Origin of the sequence: Herbaspirillum lusitanum (assembly GCF_046025995.1) — a bacterium.
Taxonomy (GTDB): Bacteria; Pseudomonadota; Gammaproteobacteria; order Burkholderiales; family Burkholderiaceae_D; genus Herbaspirillum; species Herbaspirillum lusitanum_A.
Map to the genome: position 1 here is coordinate 315,729 of NZ_JAQQFM010000001.1, position 20,949 is coordinate 336,677.

Consider the following 20,949-nt stretch of genomic DNA (forward strand, 5'->3'; position numbering starts at 1 on the left):
CAGATTAGAATAGCGCCCATATGCTTCACTGAGTTTTCATCACACTTTCAATGAAGCGCCCACCGCTTGCCAGAAAGCCGGATGCAAATAAGCCGCGCTGCCCAGCCAGAGCTCACTTCGGACAAATCGCAATGCATGCAATGCAAATCAATATGAAACGCTGGTTCAAGCTGCTGGTGCTGTCTTCGGCGCTGATGCTGAGCGGCTGCGCCAGCTTCGTCGAAAGCGACGTCACCGCGTTTCACGCATGGCCCAAGGACATGCAAGGCAAGTCTTACGTCTTCAGCGCGCCGCCTGAGCGGACCAACAATCTGGAATACCTGAACTACGAACAACTGATACGGCAAGAGCTGCAGGTGCTGGGCTTCAAGGAAACCCAGGAACGCAAATCGGCCGATCTGACGGTCGCCTTTCAATACGGCATGTCGACCGAAAACATCGTGGTCACACAACCGGTCGATCCGTTTTTCTATGGCCAGCCGTATGGCGCCTGGGGACGTTTCGGCCCTTACCGACGCCCTTATTACGCGCCCTTCGGGCCTTTTTACGATCCGTTTTTCTACGGTCCGCAGCAAACCACCAGTTATCCGGTCTTCATCCGCCGCCTGCAGATCGGCATTGCACGCGCAGACAGCGGCCAGCAGTTGTATGACGTGATCGTCGACAGCGAAGGCCGCAGCAGCGGACTGGCCGGCGCCATGCCTTACATGGTACGCAGCGCCTTTGCCGATTTCCCGGGGCCGAGCGGCGTGGCGCGCCATATCAAGCTCAAGGTGGAAGAAAACGGCAAAGTCATTTCGCGCTTGCCGCCGCAGTAAAAGAGCTAATGCGCATACCAAAAAGCCCGGATCATTCCGGGCTTTTTGTTTGGCTTGTTTTATTTGACTTGCTTTATTTGGCTTGAGACATCCGAAGCCTGGACTTGAGTGTCTTCACGAGAAATACGCTTCGCTGCCAAAGGTAATCGCCACGATCAGCAGCACCGCCAGGATCAGCACAATCAGCAGCCGACCGAAGCGCGGCGAGCCGTCGCTGCCCGCAGGCTGTTCTGCGGGATGATCCATGGGATTGGGTTCCGGATCCGTTTGAAAGTCGCTCAATGTCGCCTCCTGTTCTTCCATCGCGGCCGGCCGAAAGATGTTCGGCCAGCCGCTTCAGGTCACAATCATTCAGGGAATCAGAATCGTCGAGCCGGTGGTCTTGCGCGCTTCCAGATCGGCATGCGCCTGGCCGACGTCCTTCAAGGCGTAACGCTGATTGATGGCGATGCTGATCTTCTTGCTTTCCACCATCGCGAACAGATCGCCGGCGGTGGCATCCAGATCGGCGCGGGTCGAGACGTAATTGCCCAGCGAAGGGCGTGTGAGGAACAGCGAACCGCGCGAAGCCAGTTCGCTCACCGCAAACGGCGCCGCCGCGCCCGAAGCATTGCCAAAGCTGACCATCATGCCGCGCGGCTGCAGGCAGTCCAGCGAGCCCATGAAAGTGTCCTTGCCGATCGAGTCGTAGACCACCGGCACGCCCTTGCCGCCGGTGATTTCCTTGACGCGTTCCACGAAGTTTTCCGTCTTGTAATTGATCACGTGCTCACAGCCGTGCTGTTTGGCCAGCGCCGCCTTTTCTTCGCTGCTGACCGTGCCGATCATGGTCACGCCCAGCGCCCGCGCCCATTGCGCGGCGATCAGGCCGATACCGCCGGCGGCGGCGTGAAACAGAATGGTTTCGCCGCCCTTGAGCGGATAAGTCTGGCGCAGCAGATATTGCACCGTCATGCCCTGCAGCATCATGGCGGCGGCGGTATCGAAGCTGATCGAATCAGGCAGCTTGACCAGAATATCGGCCGGCATCACACGCGCTTCGGCGTAAGCGCCGTTGGGCCGCCCGGCATAGGCTACGCGGTCGCCCACGCTAAAACCCTGCACTCCGCTGCCCACCGCTTCGATGGTGCCGGCGGCTTCTTGCCCCAGACCGCCGGGCAAGGGTTGCGGATACAGGCCGGTCCGGAAATAGACATCGATGAAGTTCAGACCGACGGCGGCGTGACGCACGCGCACTTCGCCCGGGCCCGGCTCGCCGACTTCGACCTCGACGTATTCCATCACTTCGGGGCCGCCGGTTTTGTTGATTCTGATTGCCATGCTCATGTCTGTCTCCTTCTCGATTGAATTTCCGGGAATCGCTCGGCGCAGCCATCGCGCCGCACGATGTCTTGATCAAAGCTTCACACTTTCTTGCGCGACAACAGATAGATGCCGCACAGCACCAGCGCCGTGCCGGTCAGCTGGATGCCGGTGATCGGCTCGTCCAGCAGCACCGCCCCCAGAAACAGGGTCGACACCGGACCGACCAGTCCAGCCTGCGCAGCCGCCGGCGCGCCGATGCGGGCCACTGCGATCATCGTCAGAAACACCGGCAACACGGTGCAGAACACGGCGTTGAACAGCGAAAACTGATAGACCGCCGCCGGCTGGATCAGATCCGCCGGAGTGCGCAAAATGAAGAACTGGATCACGCAGGCCACGGTGGACACGCACATCGCATACGCCACCAGCCGGATCGCGCCGACCCGGCGCACCAATTCGCCGGACGAAATCAGATAAATCGCATACGACACCGCCGCGCCCAGCACCAGCAGGCTGCCGAGCACCACATTGCTGCCGCCGCCGTTGAGGTCGTGCATGAGCACCAGCACGGTACCGAAATAGGACACCAGCAAGGCGCTCCACTCGATCCAGCCGACCTTGCGCTTGAAGAAGGCGAAGGCGATCAGCAGCACGAAGGACGGCGTCAGAAACAGAATCAGACGCTCCAGCCCGGCCGAGATATATTGCAGACCGAGGAAATCGAGAAAGCTGGACAGGTAATAGCCGGTCAGCCCGAGCACCACGATGCGGCCGTAATCGGCCAGCGGCAAGGCCGGCTCAGTGCGCGCCTTCCACACCGCGATGGCGGCGAACATGGGAAACGAAAACAGCATGCGCAGCGTCAGCACCATCACCGCATCGACGTGATAGCGATACATCAGTTTGGCGACGATGGCCTTGCCGGAAAAGAAGATGGCGCCAACGATGGCAAGCAGCAAACCGCCTAAATAGGCCTGGCGTTTGGAGATCTGGGGGGAAAGAGAGGCTGAAGACATCGCGTGATTGTAATCGCTCCGGCACTTGCCTGCCGGAGCAGTCAATGCCCGGCAACGATGGACGACAGCGGCGCGATCAGCGCATTGAGTTCAGCCAGGCCGAACTTGGGCGCGGCCTCGGCGTCGCTGCCGAGCACGCCTTCGGCCAGCAGCGACTTGCGCTGCTGCAGTTCCAGCATGCGTTCTTCGATACTGCCTTCGATGATCAGTTTGTAGACGAACACTGCCTGCTCCTGACCGATGCGATGCGCACGCGCGATGGCCTGTTCCTCCACCGCCGGGTTCCACCAGGGATCGACCAGAATCACGGTATCGGCCGCGGTGAGATTGAGGCCAATGCCGCCGGCCTTGAGGCTGATCAGCAAAATCGGCACGGCTTTGCTCTGAAAGCGCGCCACCACTTCGCCGCGCTGTGCCGGCAGTGTCTTGCCGGTCAGCGCCAGCCAGTCGAGTTGCAGCGCATCGAGCTCGGTCTCGATCAGGTCCAGCATTTCGGTGAATTGCGAAAACACCAGCACGCGCCGGCCTTCCGCCACCAGCGACGGCAGCATGTCGCGCAGCATGGCGATCTTGGCGCGTTCGATGTTTTTGGGCAGACTCTTGCGGCCCCGTTCGCCCTTCAGCAACAGCGGATCGCAGCAGACCTGACGCAGCTTGAGCAAGGCATCCATGATGGTCACGTGCGAGCCGGTGAAGCCCCGTTTTTCCAGCACCCGGCGCACCTGCTTGTCGGCCGCCACGCGCACGCTTTCATACAGATCGCGCTGCCCGCCTTCCAGCCGCAGGAGCTTGACGGCGACGGTCTTGGCAGGCAATTCGGTGGCCACGTTTTCCTTGCGCCGGCGCAGGATGAAAGGCCGCACGCGTTGCGCCAGCAACTGCGCGCGCACGGACTCGCCGTTTTCTTCGATAGGCTTGCGCCACATGCGCGCAAAACTGGTGGCGTCCCCCAGAAAACCCGGCATCAGAAAATTGAATTGCGTCCACAACTCGCCCAGATGATTTTCCATGGGCGTGCCGGTCATGCAGATGCGATGCCGCGCACGCAGGCGGCGCACCGCGCTGGCACTGCGCGCAGCGGCGTTCTTGACGGTCTGCGCCTCGTCCAGAATCAGCAGATGGAATGGCTGACGCGCCAGCGCGTCGAGATCGCGCCAGACCAGCGGATAGGTGGTCAGCACGATGTCGTAGTCGGCCATGCGTGCGAAGTCGGCTTCACGCTGCGGCCCTTGCAGCGCCAGCACGCGCAAACCCGGCGTCATGCGCCTGGCTTCGGCCTGCCAGTTGAATACCAGCGAGGTCGGCAGCACCACCAGCGCCGGACAATCGAGGCGGCCGGACTGCTGTTCGATCAGGATATGCGCCAGCATCTGTGCCGTCTTGCCGAGTCCCATGTCGTCGGCCAGAATGCCGGCGAGCTGGTGCTCGCGCAGATATTGCAGCCACGCCACGCCGTGCAATTGATACGGCCGCAGCGTCACGCCCAGACCGGCCGGCGGCGTCACTGCCGGCGGTTCGCCGGCAAGCCGCAGACGCTGTGCCAGCGCGCGCAGGCCGGCATCGTTTTCCAACGTCAGCACGCCGCTGCGCGCGACCTCGCTGTCGCCCAGACGCAGACACATATCTTCCAGCCGGCCGGCGTCCCACGCGGAAATACGCAGCGGCCCATCCTTGCGACGCGGATCGCTCAGCAGATCGAGCATGGCCGAGACGATGACCTTGAGCGGCGCTGCCAGCGCATCGACGCGCTTGCCGCCGGGCGCCCGCAAGGAGATGAAAGATATATCGTCGATGGCGGCGATCTTTTGCAGATCGACCCAGCGCGCATCGCGTCGCAGCAGATCGGCCAGCATGGGCGCCAGATCAAAAAATTGCCCTTCGATTTCCACGCCCATGGTCAGCAGCCACCAGGCCGCGCGACCTGGCCCATCGAAGCCACCGAAGTCACCAATGACTTGCTGACGACCTTGCCGCAGGCGGCTGGCGACTTCCTTGCCGAGCACGGCGCCGGATTCGGGACTGACGATCAGGCGCCAGGCATCCACTCTCACGCTTTCATGCGCAAAGCCGGGACGCACGACGATGGCCCAGCCCTGCGCCTGCAATTGCGGCGCTTCATCGGCCCAGAAATCGCCGAAGCCGGTTTCCAGCAGCAGCGACCACAGCGGTTCGTGCACGGTGGCCAGATCGTCGGCGCGCCATTGCAGCGCATCCGGCGGCAAGGGCAGCAGACCGGCGGCCTGAATCGCTTCCAGCGCATCGGCCTCGGCCTGCAGATCGCGCCTCATCAGCACGCTTTTTCCTTGCGGGTCGTACAGAGTTTGCGTGGCGGCGGCGCTCTGATCCATCAGCGTGGTCGGCGAGGCGCACTCCCAGCGCAAGCCGTGATTGGCGTCACCGGTCTGATAGGTCCAGTCGATTTGCGCTACCGTGACATTGCCGCCGCGCGGGCCGAACAGGCCGCCGGGACGCAGTCCGAGCACGCCGTCGCCACGCGTGAGCGTGTGCAGCGTCAGGCGCGGACGAAAGCGCCCCGGCACTTCAGTCGCCTGAAGTGCCGGGGTTTCATGTTGATCGGAATGTGAGGAGCTTTCCCCGGACACCGGCATCGCTCAGCGTTTTTTGAGCAGCGATCCCAGCACGCCGCGAATCAGTTCGCGGCCGACCTGCGAGCCTATGCTGCGCGCGGCCGACTTGACCATGGCCTGCAAGGGCGAATCGCTGCGGCTGCTGCGGCTGCCGCCGCTGCCGAAAATGCTGCCGGTCGCATCCTTGATCAGATCGCCGAGGCCGCCCGGGCTTTCGGTATGGCCCGCAGTGTTATCCACCGGCGTCGGCGCACGACTGACGCCGCCGCCCGGCCGGGCAGGCGTGACCGTGCCGGTCGGCCTGGCGGAGCCGGCCGAGGCGCCCCAGGCATTGCCGTCGGGCGTGGCCGGCGCGCCGGAGGGAGCTTTTTGCTCCGGTTCAGGCTGCGCCACGGCGCGCCCTTTCAGGCGCTCGTAGGCCGATTCGCGGTCTATCGCCTTTTCATAGACGCCGGCCACCAGCGAGCCGGCGATCACGGCCTTGCGTTCGTCCTCGGTGAGCGGGCCGATCTGCGAGGCCGGGGTCAGCACGAAGGCGCGTTCGACCACGTTGGGACGGCCTTTGTCGTCGAGAAAGGACACCAGCGCCTCGCCCACGGCCAGCTCGGTAATGGCCTGCGCGGTATTGAGCTGCGGATTGACGCGGAAGGTCTCGGCGGCGGCCTGCACCGCTTTCTGATCACGCGGCGTATAGGCGCGCAAGGCATGCTGCACGCGGTTGCCGAGCTGCCCCAGCACGGTGTCGGGAATATCCAGCGGATTTTGCGTGACGAAATACACGCCCACGCCCTTGGAACGGATCAGGCGCACCACCTGCTCGATCTTTTGCAGCAGCGGCTTGGGCGCTTCGTCGAACAGCAGATGCGCCTCATCGAAGAAGAACACCATCTTCGGTTTATCCAGATCGCCGACCTCGGGCAGATGCTCGAACAGTTCGGACAGCATCCACAGCAGGAAGGTGGAATACAGGCGCGGCGCGTTGAGCAGCTTGTCGGCGGCGAGGATGTTGATCACGCCCTTGCCGTTGTCGGTCTGCATCCAGTCTTCGATATTGAGCATGGGCTCGCCGAAGAACTTGTCGCCGCCCTGCTCCTCGATGCCGATCAGCCCGCGCTGGATGGCGCCGATGCTGGCCGAGGAAATATTGCCGTATTCATTCTTGTACTCGGCCGAGTGCTCGCCGACGTGCTGCAGCATGGCGCGCAGGTCTTTGCTGTCGAGCAGCAGCAGGCCATTGTCGTCGGCGATCTTGAACACCAGTTGCAGCACGCCTTGCTGGGTATCGTTCAGATTGAGCATGCGCGCCAGCATCAGCGGGCCCATGTCGGAAATGGTGGCGCGCACCGGATGGCCCTTTTCGCCGAACACATCCCAGAACGCGACCGGCGCCGCCGCCCAGTGCGGCTCGTCCATTCCCAGCCGGCTGAGGCGTTCGCGCGTCTTGTCGCCGGCGACACCGGCCTTGCCCAGACCGGACAGATCGCCCTTGACGTCGGCCATGAAGACCGGTACGCCGATGTCAGACAAGGCCTGCGCCAGCACCTGCAGGGTGACGGTCTTGCCGGTGCCGGTGGCGCCGGTAATGCAGCCGTGGCGATTGACCAGTTGCGGCAGCAGGGCCAGTTCCAGCGTGGAATTTCTGGCAATCGGAAGTGTATTTGTCATGATCTGGAAGCAGTCGGGCTGCTGGTGAAGCCGCCAATCCGGGGGCGACGATATGGTAAAATTCTCGCCCGATTATAGACAGAACTCCGCCAGAACTCAGCCAGAACTTGCCCCGGATCACTTCCGCGATGAGATTCAGGCTAGCCACAGCTTCCGGCAAGACCATTCAAGCACGAAAGAATCAACATGGCTGGACACAGCAAATGGGCCAATATTCAGCATCGCAAAGGCCGCCAGGATGAAAAACGGGGCCGTATCTGGACCCGGCTGATCAAGGAAATCACGGTCGCAGCACGCATGGGCGGCGGCGACGCCGACACCAATCCGCGCCTGCGCCTGGCAGTGGACAAGGCGTCCGAAGCCAACATGCCGAAAGACAATGTGACCCGCGCGGTGCAGCGCGGCACCGGCGCGCTGGAAGGCGTGAACTATGAAGAAGTTCGCTACGAAGGCTACGGCATCAACGGCGCCGCCATCATCGTCGATTGCATGACCGACAATCGCGTGCGCACGGTGGCGGAAGTGCGTCATGCCTTCTCCAAGTTCGGCGGCAACATGGGCAGCGAAGGCTCGGTGGCCTTCATGTTCAAGCATTGCGGCCAGTTGCTGTATGCGCCCGGCACCAGCGAAGACGCGGTGATGGAAGCAGCGCTGGAAGCCGGCGCCGAAGATGTGCTGAGCGACGACGAAGGCGGCATTGAAGTGCTGACGCCGCCGCACGATTTCGCGGCAGTCAAGACGGCGATGGAAGCCGCCGGCTTCAAGGCCGAAATGGCCGAGATCATCATGAAACCGGCGACCGAAACCGTCTTCACCGGCGAGGACGCCCTGAAAATGCAGAAGCTGCTCGACGCCCTGGAAAATCTGGACGACGTGCAGGAAATCTACAGCAATGCCGTCATCGAAGAATAAACATCACAAGCGACCTTCCACTCCAACCACTACTTATCCTTACTCATGAAAATCCTAGTTGTTGGCTCCGGCGGCCGTGAACACGCCCTGGCATGGACCATCGCCAAATCGCCGCGCATCCAGACCGTTTATGTTGCGCCAGGCAACGGCGGCACCGCGCTCGACGAGCGTCTGCAAAACATCGACATCACCGATCCGACCGCGCTCGCCGATTTCGCTGAACAAGAACATATTGCGCTCACCGTGGTCGGCCCGGAAGCGCCGCTGGCGGCCGGGATCGTCAATATTTTCCGGGCCCGCGGCCTGAAGGTTTTCGGCCCCACACGCGAAGCGGCACAGCTGGAAAGCTCCAAGGATTTCGCCAAGGCCTTCATGAAGCGCCATGCGATTCCGACGGCTGAATACCAGACCTTTTCCGACGTCCAGGCCGCACACGATTACATCGCGCAAAAAGGCGCGCCTATCGTGATCAAGGCCGACGGTCTGGCCGCCGGCAAGGGCGTGGTGGTGGCGATGTCGCTGGAAGAAGCGCATTCGGCCATCGACATGATGCTGTCCGACAACAAGCTGGGCGATGCCGGCGCACGCGTCGTGGTGGAAGAGTTTCTGGCCGGCGAAGAAGCCAGCTTCATCGTCATGGTGGACGGCAAGAACATTCTGCCGCTGGCCACCAGCCAGGATCACAAACGCCTGCAAGACCACGATCAGGGCCCGAACACCGGCGGCATGGGCGCTTATTCGCCGGCGCCTATCGTCACCCCCGCGCTGCATGCGCGCGTGATGCGCGAGATCATCGTGCCGACGGTGCAAGGCATGGCCAAGGACGGCATTCCGTTCTCCGGCTTCCTGTACGCCGGTCTGATGATCGACGACGAAGGCAATCCGAAGACCCTGGAATTCAACTGCCGCATGGGCGATCCTGAAACGCAGCCGATCATGGCGCGTCTCAAGACCGATCTGCTGGGCGTGATGGAACACGCGGTCAGCGGCACGCTGGACAAGGTCGAGCTGGAGTGGGATCGCCGCACCGCGCTGGGCGTGGTGATGGCCGCGTACAACTATCCGGAAACCCCGCGCAAGGGCGATCTGATCACCGACATCCCGGCCGAAACGCCGGACTGCGTGACCTTCCACGCCGGCACTACGCTCAACAACGGCAAGCTGACCACCTCCGGCGGCCGCGTGCTGTGCGTGGTCGGCCTGGGCGACAGCGTGAAAGTGGCGCAGAAACATGCGTATGACGCGGCCGACCTGATCCACTTCGAAGGTTCGCAGATGCGCCGCGACATCGGCTGGCGTGCACTGAAACGCTGAGCTTGATCCGCAACGATGCACATCGCCTAGCAAATAGACAAGCCGGGAAGTAATATTTTCAGGCTTGGCTAGCCGTTGAATCAGACAAGCCTCGCAAAATTCATGTTTTGCGAGGCTTGTGTTTTTCCGGCGCCGACGTCGCATAAAATCGCAGCTCGCTTGCAACAAATCGGGCCGAGTGCGCACTAAGCAGCTTCGGCGGCACGGCAGCCGGCTTGATAAAGTGACAAAGCCCGGTCTGATTTGGCCGCCTTGTTTCACTCAGGCCAATACAGAATCAGGCCCGGAAAAACCGCCCGCCGCGCGGCACTAAAGCTGCCTGCGGTGCCGCGAATACCGTCAATACCGCAAGCATTCACCACTACGCATCAATATAAAAAGCAAGGAAAGGAAATCCCGCATGGAACATCTGCTGAACATGGAAACGCTGGTCAACCTCTATCTGGTCCCGTTCGGACTCAAGCTGCTGGCGGCGTTTGTCATCTGGTTCATCGGCGGCATGCTGATCAATACCTTCGCCAAGGTGGTGCGCCGGGTGCTGACCATGCGCCAGCTGGAGCCGACGCTGATCAATTACGCCGTATCGGCGCTGCACGTAATCCTGCGGGTGCTGCTGGTGATGGGCATACTGGAAGTCTGCGGCATCCCGACCACCTCCTTCGCGGCCATGATCGGCGCCGTCGGCGTGGCGCTGGGCGTGGCCTGGTCCGGCCTGCTGTCGAACTTTGCGGCCGGCATCTTCCTGGTGGTGCTGCGTCCGTTCAAGGTGGGCGATTACATCACTGCTGCCGGTCAGACCGGTACGGTGTCGGATATTGGCCTGGTGATGACCACCATGACCACCGACAACAACCTGCGCGTGCTGATCGGCAACAACAAACTGTTCTCGGACATCATCACCAACTTCAACGTGAATGCCACGCGCCGTGTCGATCTGCGCTGCCAGATTGCCTATAGCGTGGATCCCAACGAAGCCATGGCGCGTCTGAACGAACGCGTGAAAGCCATCCCCAACGTACTGGAAACCCCGGCGCCGGCGGTCGCGATTCAAGAGTTCAACGCCACCGGCACCTTGCTGGCCGTACGTCTGCATGCGGCCACGCCCAATTTCGGCCAGGTCTACAATGACACCAACCGCGCCATCGCAGAAGTTTGCCTGGCATCCGGCTGGCCGGCGCCGGCGACGTATCAGGTGGCGGTGCCTTCGGCGCAACCCAAGCCTGAGCAGGATCAGGCGCTGCCCCAGGCCTGACCGAAAAAGCCTGCACACTTGAATTATCAGCGCACAACAAATTGAAGAGCCCGGCCGCCGCCGGGCTTTTTCTTTTCAAGATCGCCGAACATGCACGCATTTGCATCAAATTGTGCAGTCCCGGACGGCAAAAGGCATTCATATCCCCCGCGGCAGGCCGAGCAGGTTACAATCGCGGGGTATTTTTCCTATCGTGCCCTGCATTGACGCGCCGTGACATCTTCTGCCAACGCATCCTCCTCCGTTAAAGCCTATCTGCAAGACTTGCAAAACCGCATCGTCGCCGCGCTGGAGCAGGCCGACGGCAAGCCGTTTCTGAGCGATTCCTGGCAACGGCCGGAAGGCGGCGGCGGGACTTCGCGCATCATCGAAGAAGGCAACGTCTTCGAGCGCGGCGGCGTCGGTTTTTCGCATGTCATGGGCAAGAATCTGCCGCCCTCCGCTGCGGCCAACCGCCCGCACATCGCCGGCCGCGAGTGGGAAGCGATGGGCGTGTCGCTGGTGCTGCATCCGCGCAATCCGTACGCGCCGACCGTGCACATGAACGTGCGCTTCTTTTCCACCAGGGCGGAAAACGAAGAACCGGTCTGGTGGTTCGGCGGCGGCATGGATCTGACGCCGTATTACGGCTTCGAACAGGACGCAGTGCATTTTCATCGCCAGTGCAGCGATGCACTGCAGCCTTACGGAAGCGATCTGTATCCGCGCTTCAAGCGTTGGTGCGACGACTATTTCTATCTGAAGCATCGGCAGGAGCCGCGCGGCGTCGGCGGCATTTTCTTCGATGATTTCAATGCTCTGCCGTTTGAGCAGAGTTTTGCGATGCAACGCAGCGTCGGCGATCATTTCATCGAAGCGTATCTACCGATTCTGCTGCGTCGCAAAGATATGGATTACGGCGAGCGCGAGCGCGACTTTCAGGCCTATCGCCGCGGTCGCTATGTCGAGTTCAATCTGGTGTTCGACCGCGGTACGCTGTTCGGGCTGCAATCCGGTGGTCGTACCGAATCGATTCTGATGTCGATGCCGCCGGTCGTGAAGTGGCGCTATAACTGGCAGCCCGAAGCCGGCAGCGAGGAAGCGCGGCTGTATTCCGATTTTCTGGTGCACAAGGAATGGCTGTAATGCCGGCGCGCGCCGCGCAACGCTGTATCGCCGTGCTCGGCGGCAGCTTCGACCCTGTGCACATCGGCCACGTCAGACTGGCCGAGCATTTCATCACGCTGTTGCAGCCCGACGAGCTGCGCGTGATTCCCGCCGGCAATCCGTGGCAGAAGCACGGCTTGCAGGCGTCCCCGGCCGATCGCGTGGAGATGGTCCGACGCGCTTTCGACAGCCAGAAAGTGGCAGTCACGATAGATGAGCAGGAAATCCGTCGTGCCAGCGCAACCTATACGATAGACACGCTGCGCGCGCTGCGTGAGGAACTGGGACCGGAGATTTCCATCGTATTTCTGATGGGCGCCGACCAGTTGCAGCATCTCAACACCTGGCAGGACTGGCAACGCCTGTTCGACTACGCGCATTTATGCGCGGCGTCACGCCCGGGCTTCGGCCTGGATGCGACGCAGGTGCCTCCTGAAGTCACGGCGGAATTCACACGCCGCCGTGGCGACGCAGAACAAATCCGCTCGACCACGTATGGTCGGGCATATCTTGCACCCGGTCTTGAGGTCGATATTTCATCGACTGAAATCCGCGCCTTGCTGCAGCGCGGGGCAAGACCCGACGCGCTGATACCGGCGAGGGTGCTAGACTATATCGAACAACAACATCTGTACCGAAACTAATGGACATCAAAAAACTGCAAACCCTGGTCGTTGACGCTCTGGAAGACGTCAAAGCGCAAGACATCCGCATCTACGACACGACCCATCTGACCAGCCTGTTCGATCGCGTCGCGATCGCATCCGGCACCTCCAACCGCCAGACCAAGGCGCTCGCTTCTTCGGTGCGCGACAAAGTCAAATCGAATGGCGGCCACGTCATCAGCATGGAAGGCGAAGACACCGGCGAATGGGTGCTGGTCGACCTTGGCGACATGATCGTGCACATCATGCAGCCGGCCATCCGCGCCTACTATCGCCTGGAAGAAATCTGGGGCGACAAGGAAGTGAAGATGGGCGCAGCCAAGCGTGTCGGCACTTCCGCCGCCGCCAAGCGTTCCGGTGAATCGGAAGGTCCTGTCAGGATCCGCCGTACCAAGGAACAGGCAATGGCAGTCGAAGCCAGCCAGGCGCTGGAAGACGACGAGCCAAAGAAACCGGCACGCAAGCCGCGTGCGACTACCGGCACCACGACGACGCGCACCACCCGTACGTCGACTACCCGCACCACTGCCGGCGCCGGTACCACACGCACTACCGCAGCAGGCAAGGCAGCCGGTGCCACCGGCACAACTACCCGCACCCCGGCAGCCCGTACTGCGGCAACCGGCACGCGCAGTGCTGGCACGCGCACCGCCGGCACGGCGACTGCAACACGCGGCACCGCAAGCAAGACGGCCGCAGCCAAGCCAACTGCAGCAACCAAGCGTATTGCCGGCACCACCACCAGCAGCACGGCAGCCAAGAAACCAAGCAAGGCACCCGCCGCCACCAAGGCAGTCGGCAAGACTGTGCGCGTCGCACCCGCCAAGAGCAGCGCCGCCCCGGCCAAGAAACCTGCCGCCAAGCGCGCTGCACCTCGCAGCAAAGCCTGACGTCTGACGCGATGCAGTTGATCATCGCGGCGGTCGGTCACAAGATGCCGGCCTGGATCGAGACCGGCTTCCAGGAATACGCCAAGCGCATGCCGCCCGAGCTGAAGATTCTGCTCAAGGACATCAAACCGGTGGAACGTTCCGGCAGCCGCACGGCCGAAACCGTGATGTTGCAGGAACGCGGCAAGATCGAAGCGGTCCTGCCGAAAGGCGCGCGCATCGTGGCGCTGGATGAGCGCGGCAAGGACTGGACCACCATGCAGCTGTCGCAGCAACTCACGCAATGGCAGCAGGACGGACGCGACGTCGCCTTCGTCATCGGCGGCGCCGACGGTCTCGATCCCGGCTTCAAGTCGAATGCCGACACGCTGATCCGCATCTCCAGCATGACGCTGCCGCACGGCATGGTGCGCGTCATTCTGGCAGAGCAACTATACCGGGCCTGGTCGATTACCCAGAATCACCCCTACCACCGCGCCTGACGTCTCAAACCACCGCCCTGCCCCGCATCCACACCGGATGCGCTGCGGCGATTTCTGACGAAAGCAAGCCCATGAAACAGGCTGACAACAAGATATACCTCGCCTCCAAGAGTCCGCGCCGGCGCGAATTGCTGCGCCAGATCGGCATCGATTTCGAACTGCTGCTCAACGAGACGGATGTCGACGAAAGCGTGCTGGCCGGCGAGAACGCGCTGGACTATGTCGCCCGCGTCACGCGCGACAAGCTGCAAAGCGCATTCCAGACCATGCTGCTGCGACAGCTACCGCATCGGCCGATTCTGTCGGCCGACACCACGGTGGTCATCGATCACCTTATCCTCGGCAAACCGGCCGACCATGCAGAAGCGGTCGACATGATCCGCCGTCTGTCCGGCCGCACGCATCAGGTGCTGACCAGCGTCGCCGTCGGCATGCAAGATCCGCTGGATCTGCAAGCTCAGGTCTGGCAGATCACCCAGCAATCCGACGTCACGTTCGAAGCGCTCAGCGATGCCGCCGTCGAGGCCTACTGCAATACGCTGGAACCCTACGACAAGGCTGGCGCCTATGGCATTCAGGGGCTGGCTTCGATGTTCATTCAGAATATCGTCGGCAGCCATTCCGGTATCATGGGGCTGCCGCTCTACGAGACGGCTCAACTATTACAAAAAGCGGGCATACGCATCTTATGAGCGAAGACATTCTGATCAATATCAACCCGCAGGAGACGCGGGTGGCGCTGATTCTTCAGGGCGCGGTGCAGGAACTGCACATCGAACGCACCCTGTCGCGCGGTCTGGCCGGCAACATTTATCTGGGCAAGGTCGTGCGCGTACTGCCGGGCATGCAGTCGGCCTTCATCGACATCGGTCTGGAGCGCGCAGCGTTCCTGCACGTCGCCGACATCTGGGAAGCGCGGCCGCACGACGGCCAGAATGCGCCAGCCGTCGCCATCGAGAAACTCTTGCATGACGGCCAGACCATCACCGTGCAGGTCATCAAGGATCCGATCGGCACCAAGGGCGCGCGACTGTCGACACAGGTGTCGATCGCCGGCCGCATGCTGGTATATCTGCCGCAGGACAAGCACATCGGCATTTCACAGCGCATCGAAAACGAAGCCGAGCGCGAACTGCTGCGCAGCAAGGTGCAAGCCCTGCTGCCGCCGGAAGAAAAAGGCGGCTTCATCATCCGCACCATGGCCGAGGACGCTTCCGATACCGATCTGCAGATGGACGTCGAATATCTGCGCAAGACCTGGGCCACCATCATCCAGCAAGGCAAGACGCAACCGGCGCCGACCCTGCTGCATCAGGATCTGAGCCTGGCCCAGCGCGTGCTGCGCGACTTCGTCGGCGACGACACCTCCAGCATCCAGGTCGACTCACGCGAGAACTTCCACATGCTGCAGGAGTTCGGCGCGCGCTATACGCCCTCGGTGCTGACCAAGCTGATGCACTATCGCGGCGAGCGTCCGCTGTTCGATCTGTATGGCGTGGAAGAAGAAATCGAACGCGCGCTGGGACGCCGCGTCGATCTGAAATCGGGCGGTTATCTGATCGTCGACCAGACCGAAGCCATGACCACCATCGACGTCAATACCGGCAGCTTCGTCAACGGCCGCAATTTCGACGACACCATTTTCAAGACCAATCTGGAAGCGGCGCACGCCATCGCGCGCCAGTTGCGTCTGCGCAATCTGGGCGGCATCATCATTCTCGATTTCATCGACATGGAGAACACCGAGCACAAGAGCGCCGTGCTGGCGGAATTGAACAAGGCCCTGCAACGCGACCGCACCAAGATTTCGGTGTCGAATTTCTCCGCGCTGGGCCTGGTGGAAATGACGCGCAAGCGCACCCGCGAATCGCTGGCGCACATCCTGTGCGAGACCTGTCCGGCCTGCCGTGGACGCGGCCAGGTCAAGACCTCGCGCACGGTCTGCTACGAAATCCTGCGCGAAGTGCTGCGCGAAGCCAAGCAATTCAACCCGCGTGAATTCCGCATCCTGGCCTCGCAGGTGGTAGTCGACATGTTCCTCGAAGAAGAATCGCAGCATCTGGCCATGCTGGGCGACTTCATCAAGAAACCGATCTCGCTGCAGGTGCAGAGCGATTATCAGCAGGAACAATACGACATCATCCTGATGTGAGGTATTGAAGGTTCGAGCATCCGGCGCGGCAACGGCGCTTTCGGTGCGGCAAGACCTGAATTGAATGCCGGGACGAACACGGGCGCATCCGCTCATGATCGTCCCGGCATTTTTTTCGCCGGTCGGGCGCCCCTGCGGCCTCTCGCGGAGCGCGTCCCCTCTTCCCCGGCACCCGATTCCTCCCTCCCGCCTGCATTTATATCGAAAAATCATGAGATATAATAAGAATGATTATCAGTTAATGATAATAATCAAAGGCGACAGCGTGTCGCATCCATTCCGGGGGAATTCAGGTGGTCGAGCAATGTGCGCAAAGCGGATCGGTACACGTCATGTATGTCACCCATCGCGGCTGGCTGCAACACTGGCTGGCGGGCAAGGTCGGCAACAGCGAAACGGCGGCGGATCTGATGCACGACACCTTTGTGCGCGTCATGAGCGGACGCCGCATTCCCAATCCTGACCATGAACAGCGCGCTTTCCTGACCAAGATCGCCAGAGATTTGCTGATTGACCGCTGGCGCCATCAGGATATCGAACGCGCCTATCTGGAAACGGTGGCCTTGCTGCCGGAACCACAGGCGCCCTCGCCCGAAACCCGCCTGCTGATTCTGGAAACCCTGCACAAAATCGACGCCATGCTGCGCGGCCTGCCGCCCAAGGCCTGCGAGGCGTTTCTGCTGTCCCAGCTGGATGGCATGAACTACGCCGACATTGCGCTCAAGCTCAATATTTCGCTGATCACGGTCAAGCGCCACATCCGACGTGCGCTGCTGGCCTGCGTCATGGCAATTTGAAGCGGGCCGCATCATGAGTTCAGACCTGCTGCACGGCGATGCGGCGACCGCCACCGCTCACATCGGCAAACCCGGCAACGCCACCCGCATCAACAAGCACGCGCTCGGTCAGGCGGTGGATTGGCTGATGCGCCTGCAATCGGAACAGGTCAGCGAAGCCGATCATCAGGCGTTGCGTCAGTGGCTGGCCGCCAGCCCCGAGCATGTGGCGGCCTGGGCCCGGGTCGAAGCCTTGCGCAGCATGATGCAACCGCTGCCGCAAGGGGTGCTGAGCAACACCATGCAGCGTGTCAACCGCCATAGTCGCCGCCGCGCGCTGGGCATCCTGAGCGTGATTGTGGCTCTGCCGGCGACCTGGCTGGCCTGGCGCGAACGGCCCTGGGAACAAGTCATGGCCGACCTGCACACCACCGTCGGCGAACGCCGCAGCGTGCAATTACCCGATGGCACCACGCTGGTGCTGAACAGCCACAGCGCAGTGAATGTCTTGTTCAACGACAAAGAGCGCCGCATTCGTCTGCTGGCTGGCGAGATTCTGATCACCACGGCGCCCGACCCGGCGACCGTGCATCGCAACTTTCTGGTGGAAACTCCGCAAGGTCTGGCGCGTGCACTGGGCACCCGTTTTTCGGTGCGGCGCCTGGACGGCGACAGCCTGGTTCGCGTCTTCGAAGGCGCGGTCGAAATTCAGAACCATGCTCCGGCGCAAAAACTGGTGCTGCAAGCCAGGCAACAAAGCCGCTTCGGTCCGGACGGCATTGCCGCTGCCACGCCGGCAGATCCGGATCTGCTGATGTGGGAACGCGGCATGCTGGTCGCCAAAGACATGCGACTGGCCGATCTGCTGGCCGAACTGTCGCGCTACCGGCGCGGCATACTGCGCTGCGACCCGGAAGTGGCGCGCCTGCGCGTCAGCGGCGCCTTCCCTCTGAACGATATCGATCTGAGCCTGCGGCTGCTGACCGAGACCATGCCGATCCGATTGCACAGCGTATCGCGCTACTGGATCACCGTGGCCGCATCCTGATCTCTAGCAAGCATGCAGCAGCAACGCATGCCGACACATACCAGCCGCAGCCTCCGACCACGCCCGCAAAATAAATCTTCTTTCAGCTGATACTTTTTTGACGCTCGAACGGTATAGCGGATGTCACTCTGCACTCCACATCCCGAATACTCAAACAATTACCGTCAGAAAGGCTTCATCTTGAGCGCCCCGCATCATCGACATTCCATCGTAGGTCCTACCCATATCGCTCAGGCCGTTCACGGCGCCTTGCTGAGCCTGGCGCTGGTGTGTGCAGTTGCACCGCTGCAGGCCAGCGCCGCCGGCGCTGATATCGCCGCCAGCGTGCGCCCTTACGCCATCGGCCCCGGCCAGCTCGGCCATGTGCTGGCGCAATTCGCCGCCGCGTCCGGTGTGCCGCTGTCGTTCGACTCCGGCTTGCTGAGCGATGTGCAGAGCAAGGGCATCACCGGCAATTATTCGGTGGACGGCGGCTTCAGCTATCTGCTGAACGGCAGCGGCTACGCCGCCGAGCGCAAGAACGACGGCAGCTATTTCCTGCGCAAAGTACCGCTGGCGGCAGCCGGCCTCGTCGGCGGCGAGCTGCCGCTGGTGCAGGCCATCGGCACGGCGGATGCGACCACCGGCCCCGTCACTCAGGGCTATGTCGCCAGCACTGCCAGCTTTGCCTCCAAGAGCAAGGCGCGCATCATCGAAACGCCGCAATCCATCTCCGTGATCACCCGCAGCGAAATGGATGCGCGCGGCGTGCAGAGCGTGACCGAAGCCTTGCGCTATGTGCCTGGCGTCGCGATCGAAACTTACGGTCCGGACTCCAAGGGCTACGACTGGCTGATGATTCGCGGCTTCGACGGCCAGGCCACCAGCGACTATCGCGATGGCCTGCGCCAGAGCAGCAACAGCTACAGCTTCTTCCGCACCGAGCCCTACGGAATGGAAAATATTGAAATTCTGCGTGGCCCGTCGTCGACCTTGTACGGTCAGGCCGAAGCCGGCGGCATGGTCAATCGCACCAGCAAGATGCCCGTCACCGAGCCGCTGCATGAAGTCCAGCTCGGCTTCGGCAACCATGACGTGAAGCAGGCGCAGTTCGATCTGGGCGGCGCCATCGACAAGGACGGCGAATTCTCGTATCGCCTCACCGGCCTGGCGCGCGACGGCAATAATGTGTTCGACGACCGCAACGAGCGTCGTTATATTTCCGGCGGCCTGACCTGGAAACCATCCGGCGTGACCCGCGTGACCTTGCTGGCCGACTATCTGCACGACAACGTGGGCCTGGCCAACAACTGGTCGTGGACTTATCCGGGCCCACGCCCGACGCATATCTCGTATTCGGAAAAAGCGTTCGACAAATACGAAACCGAACAATCCAGCCTGACCTATCTGCTGGAACACAAGCTCAGCGACAACTGGAGCTTCAATCAGAAGGCGCGCTATGGCAGCAGCCGTCTGCCGGTATTCAACAAGACCATGCTCAACGGTCTGCAGGCCGACGGCGTGACGGTCAATCGCTACGCCTTCCGTCGTCAGGAAGATCTGCAGCAATTTGCGGTCGACAATCAACTGGCCGGCGATGTGCAATGGGGCGACAGCCGTCACGCACTGCTGTTCGGCCTGGACGCCAATTTCGTCGATGCCAACGCCAGCCGCTGGATCGGCGCCGAACCGACACTGAATCTGTCCAACCCGGTCTACGGGCAAAACTTCACGCTGCCAAGCACCCTGCAGCTCAACAGCAATATCTCGCAACAGCAAACCGGCTTGTATGCGCAGGATCAGATCAAGTTCGGACAGCGCTGGATTCTGAGCGCCGGCGGCCGCTACGATCAGGTGCGCACGGTGACCGACAATCACATCAGCAATGTGCGCACCACGCAGAACGACAACGCCCTCAGCGGCCGCCTGGGTCTGACTTATCTGATCACGCAGCAACTCTCGGTCTACGCCAGCTATGCGACCTCGTTCCTGCCGCAGATCGGCCTCAACTCCAGCACCGGCTCGTCTTACGATCCGACCAAGGGCAAGCAATACGAAGCGGGCATCAAATACCAGCCGGACAGCCGCACGCTGCTGACCGCCGCCGTCTTCAATCTGGAAAAGACCAACGTCATCACCACCGATCCGACTACCTTGATTTCGCGTCAGGTCGGCAAGGTGCGCTCGCGCGGCGTGGAACTGGAAGCCAAGAGCTCACTCAGCAAGGGCCTCGATCTGACTGCCGCCTACTCGTACACGGCAGCCACGGTGTCGCAAAGCGCGGCGCCAAGCGAAGTCGGCAAGAACGTGCCGCTGGTGCCGCGCCATCTGGCATCGATGTGGCTCGACTATCGCCTGCTGGAGGGCGCGCTGGCCGGACTGGGCATGGGTGCCGGTGTGCGTTATGTCGGCCCGACCTACGGCGATGCCGCCAATCAGTATCAGACCGGCGGCCACACGCTGCTGGATGCAGCGCTGCACTACGACTTCCAGAAATGGCGGCTTTCGGTCAACGCGACCAATCTGCTGAATAAGGAATATCTGTCGACCTGCAGCAGCAGTAGCTGCTACTGGGGCGCAACGCGTAGCGTGTTCACCAGCGCTCGCTACAGCTGGTAAGTTGCACGGCAGCAAGTGCAGCGACTCACGCTGCCGGGTGGTGGGCCGAATATTGCCCCACCAGAAAAACGAGCGCGAACTGCGCTCGTTTTTTTATGCCTGAAAACAAACGCTCATCATCTTGCTCTCGATGACATCCGTCGATCCGGCACTTATCTGAATCTCAACTGCGCCACGGCAGAAGAAACTTTCTGCATCCGATCGCAGATACCGCACGTATAAAGCCAGGTAAAGAGGACAGGGGCAGCACTGTCAGCAACAGCGCGCCGCAACCTCAGGCTGCCTGCGCCCTGATTGCCTGTCGCAGCAGGCTTCTCACTTG

Annotated in this window: 18 protein-coding genes; 13 read left to right on the forward strand and 5 right to left on the reverse strand. The window is 61.7% G+C overall.

Features of this window, described 5'->3' with window-relative positions; translation table 11 throughout:
• Positions 1 to 152 precede the first annotated feature (152 nt).
• On the forward strand, positions 153 to 818 hold the full coding sequence (locus PQR62_RS01445) for a DUF4136 domain-containing protein (RefSeq protein ID WP_408154035.1): 666 nt from the start codon (positions 153 to 155) through the stop codon (positions 816 to 818).
• A 114-nt stretch (positions 819 to 932) separates the two neighbouring features.
• Here the strand turns inward: PQR62_RS01445 and PQR62_RS01450 are convergent, their stop codons facing one another.
• From PQR62_RS01450 to PQR62_RS01470, 5 genes are all read right to left on the reverse strand, one after another.
• The gene (locus PQR62_RS01450) at positions 933 to 1,100 is read right to left on the reverse strand and encodes a hypothetical protein (RefSeq protein WP_408154711.1); all 168 of its coding nucleotides are present in this window, start codon (positions 1,098 to 1,100) and stop codon (positions 933 to 935) included.
• 69 nt (positions 1,101 to 1,169) lie between these two features.
• Positions 1,170 to 2,144 carry a quinone oxidoreductase family protein gene (locus PQR62_RS01455; protein WP_408154037.1) on the reverse strand — a complete coding sequence of 325 codons (975 nt, stop codon included), beginning with the start codon at positions 2,142 to 2,144 and terminating at the stop codon, positions 1,170 to 1,172.
• A gap of 77 nt (positions 2,145 to 2,221) precedes the next feature.
• Complete coding sequence (locus PQR62_RS01460) at positions 2,222 to 3,139, reverse strand: DMT family transporter (RefSeq protein ID WP_408154039.1); 918 nt, start codon at positions 3,137 to 3,139, stop codon at positions 2,222 to 2,224.
• A 41-nt stretch (positions 3,140 to 3,180) separates the two neighbouring features.
• A complete protein-coding gene (locus tag PQR62_RS01465) occupies positions 3,181 to 5,748 on the reverse strand; it encodes a DEAD/DEAH box helicase (protein ID WP_408154041.1) in 2,568 nt (855 codons plus the stop codon).
• 3 nt (positions 5,749 to 5,751) lie between these two features.
• Complete coding sequence (locus PQR62_RS01470; protein ID WP_408154043.1) at positions 5,752 to 7,392, reverse strand: helicase HerA-like C-terminal domain-containing protein; 1,641 nt, start codon at positions 7,390 to 7,392, stop codon at positions 5,752 to 5,754.
• Between the two features lie 186 nt (positions 7,393 to 7,578).
• Between PQR62_RS01470 and PQR62_RS01475 the strand changes: the two genes are divergently transcribed.
• The 12 genes from PQR62_RS01475 (at position 7,579) to PQR62_RS01530 (ending at position 20,627) form a co-directional block, all read left to right on the forward strand.
• The gene (locus tag PQR62_RS01475; RefSeq protein WP_408154045.1) at positions 7,579 to 8,304 is read left to right on the forward strand and encodes a YebC/PmpR family DNA-binding transcriptional regulator; all 726 of its coding nucleotides are present in this window, start codon (positions 7,579 to 7,581) and stop codon (positions 8,302 to 8,304) included.
• Positions 8,305 to 8,349: 45 nt separating this feature from the next.
• Complete coding sequence (gene purD / locus PQR62_RS01480) at positions 8,350 to 9,618, forward strand: phosphoribosylamine--glycine ligase (RefSeq protein ID WP_408154047.1); 1,269 nt, start codon at positions 8,350 to 8,352, stop codon at positions 9,616 to 9,618.
• 400 nt (positions 9,619 to 10,018) lie between these two features.
• Complete coding sequence (locus tag PQR62_RS01485) at positions 10,019 to 10,870, forward strand: mechanosensitive ion channel family protein (protein ID WP_408154049.1); 852 nt, start codon at positions 10,019 to 10,021, stop codon at positions 10,868 to 10,870.
• Positions 10,871 to 11,083: 213 nt separating this feature from the next.
• A complete protein-coding gene (hemF, locus tag PQR62_RS01490) occupies positions 11,084 to 11,995 on the forward strand; it encodes an oxygen-dependent coproporphyrinogen oxidase (RefSeq protein WP_408154051.1) in 912 nt (303 codons plus the stop codon).
• On the forward strand, positions 11,995 to 12,660 hold the full coding sequence (locus PQR62_RS01495) for a nicotinate-nucleotide adenylyltransferase (protein ID WP_408154053.1): 666 nt from the start codon (positions 11,995 to 11,997) through the stop codon (positions 12,658 to 12,660). The genes hemF and PQR62_RS01495 overlap by 1 nt, the downstream gene beginning before the upstream one ends.
• Positions 12,660 to 13,571, forward strand: coding sequence for a ribosome silencing factor (rsfS, locus tag PQR62_RS01500; RefSeq protein WP_408154054.1), 912 nt, complete (start codon positions 12,660 to 12,662; stop codon positions 13,569 to 13,571). The genes PQR62_RS01495 and rsfS overlap by 1 nt, the downstream gene beginning before the upstream one ends.
• 11 nt (positions 13,572 to 13,582) lie before the next feature.
• The gene (gene rlmH / locus PQR62_RS01505) at positions 13,583 to 14,053 is read left to right on the forward strand and encodes a 23S rRNA (pseudouridine(1915)-N(3))-methyltransferase RlmH (protein ID WP_408154055.1); all 471 of its coding nucleotides are present in this window, start codon (positions 13,583 to 13,585) and stop codon (positions 14,051 to 14,053) included.
• Between the two features lie 71 nt (positions 14,054 to 14,124).
• Positions 14,125 to 14,745 (forward strand): Maf family protein, encoded by a 621-nt coding sequence (locus PQR62_RS01510; RefSeq protein ID WP_408154057.1) that lies wholly within the window; start codon positions 14,125 to 14,127, stop codon positions 14,743 to 14,745.
• Entirely contained in the window at positions 14,742 to 16,205 is a 1,464-nt protein-coding gene (gene rng / locus PQR62_RS01515) for a ribonuclease G (protein WP_408154059.1), read from the forward strand. Before PQR62_RS01510 ends, rng begins: the two co-directional genes overlap by 4 nt.
• Positions 16,206 to 16,537: 332 nt before the next feature.
• A complete protein-coding gene (locus PQR62_RS01520; protein WP_408154061.1) occupies positions 16,538 to 17,002 on the forward strand; it encodes a sigma-70 family RNA polymerase sigma factor in 465 nt (154 codons plus the stop codon).
• 13 nt (positions 17,003 to 17,015) lie between these two features.
• The gene (locus tag PQR62_RS01525) at positions 17,016 to 18,029 is read left to right on the forward strand and encodes a FecR domain-containing protein (RefSeq protein WP_408154063.1); all 1,014 of its coding nucleotides are present in this window, start codon (positions 17,016 to 17,018) and stop codon (positions 18,027 to 18,029) included.
• A 180-nt stretch (positions 18,030 to 18,209) separates the two neighbouring features.
• Complete coding sequence (locus tag PQR62_RS01530; RefSeq protein WP_408154065.1) at positions 18,210 to 20,627, forward strand: TonB-dependent siderophore receptor; 2,418 nt, start codon at positions 18,210 to 18,212, stop codon at positions 20,625 to 20,627.
• Positions 20,628 to 20,949 lie beyond the last annotated feature (322 nt).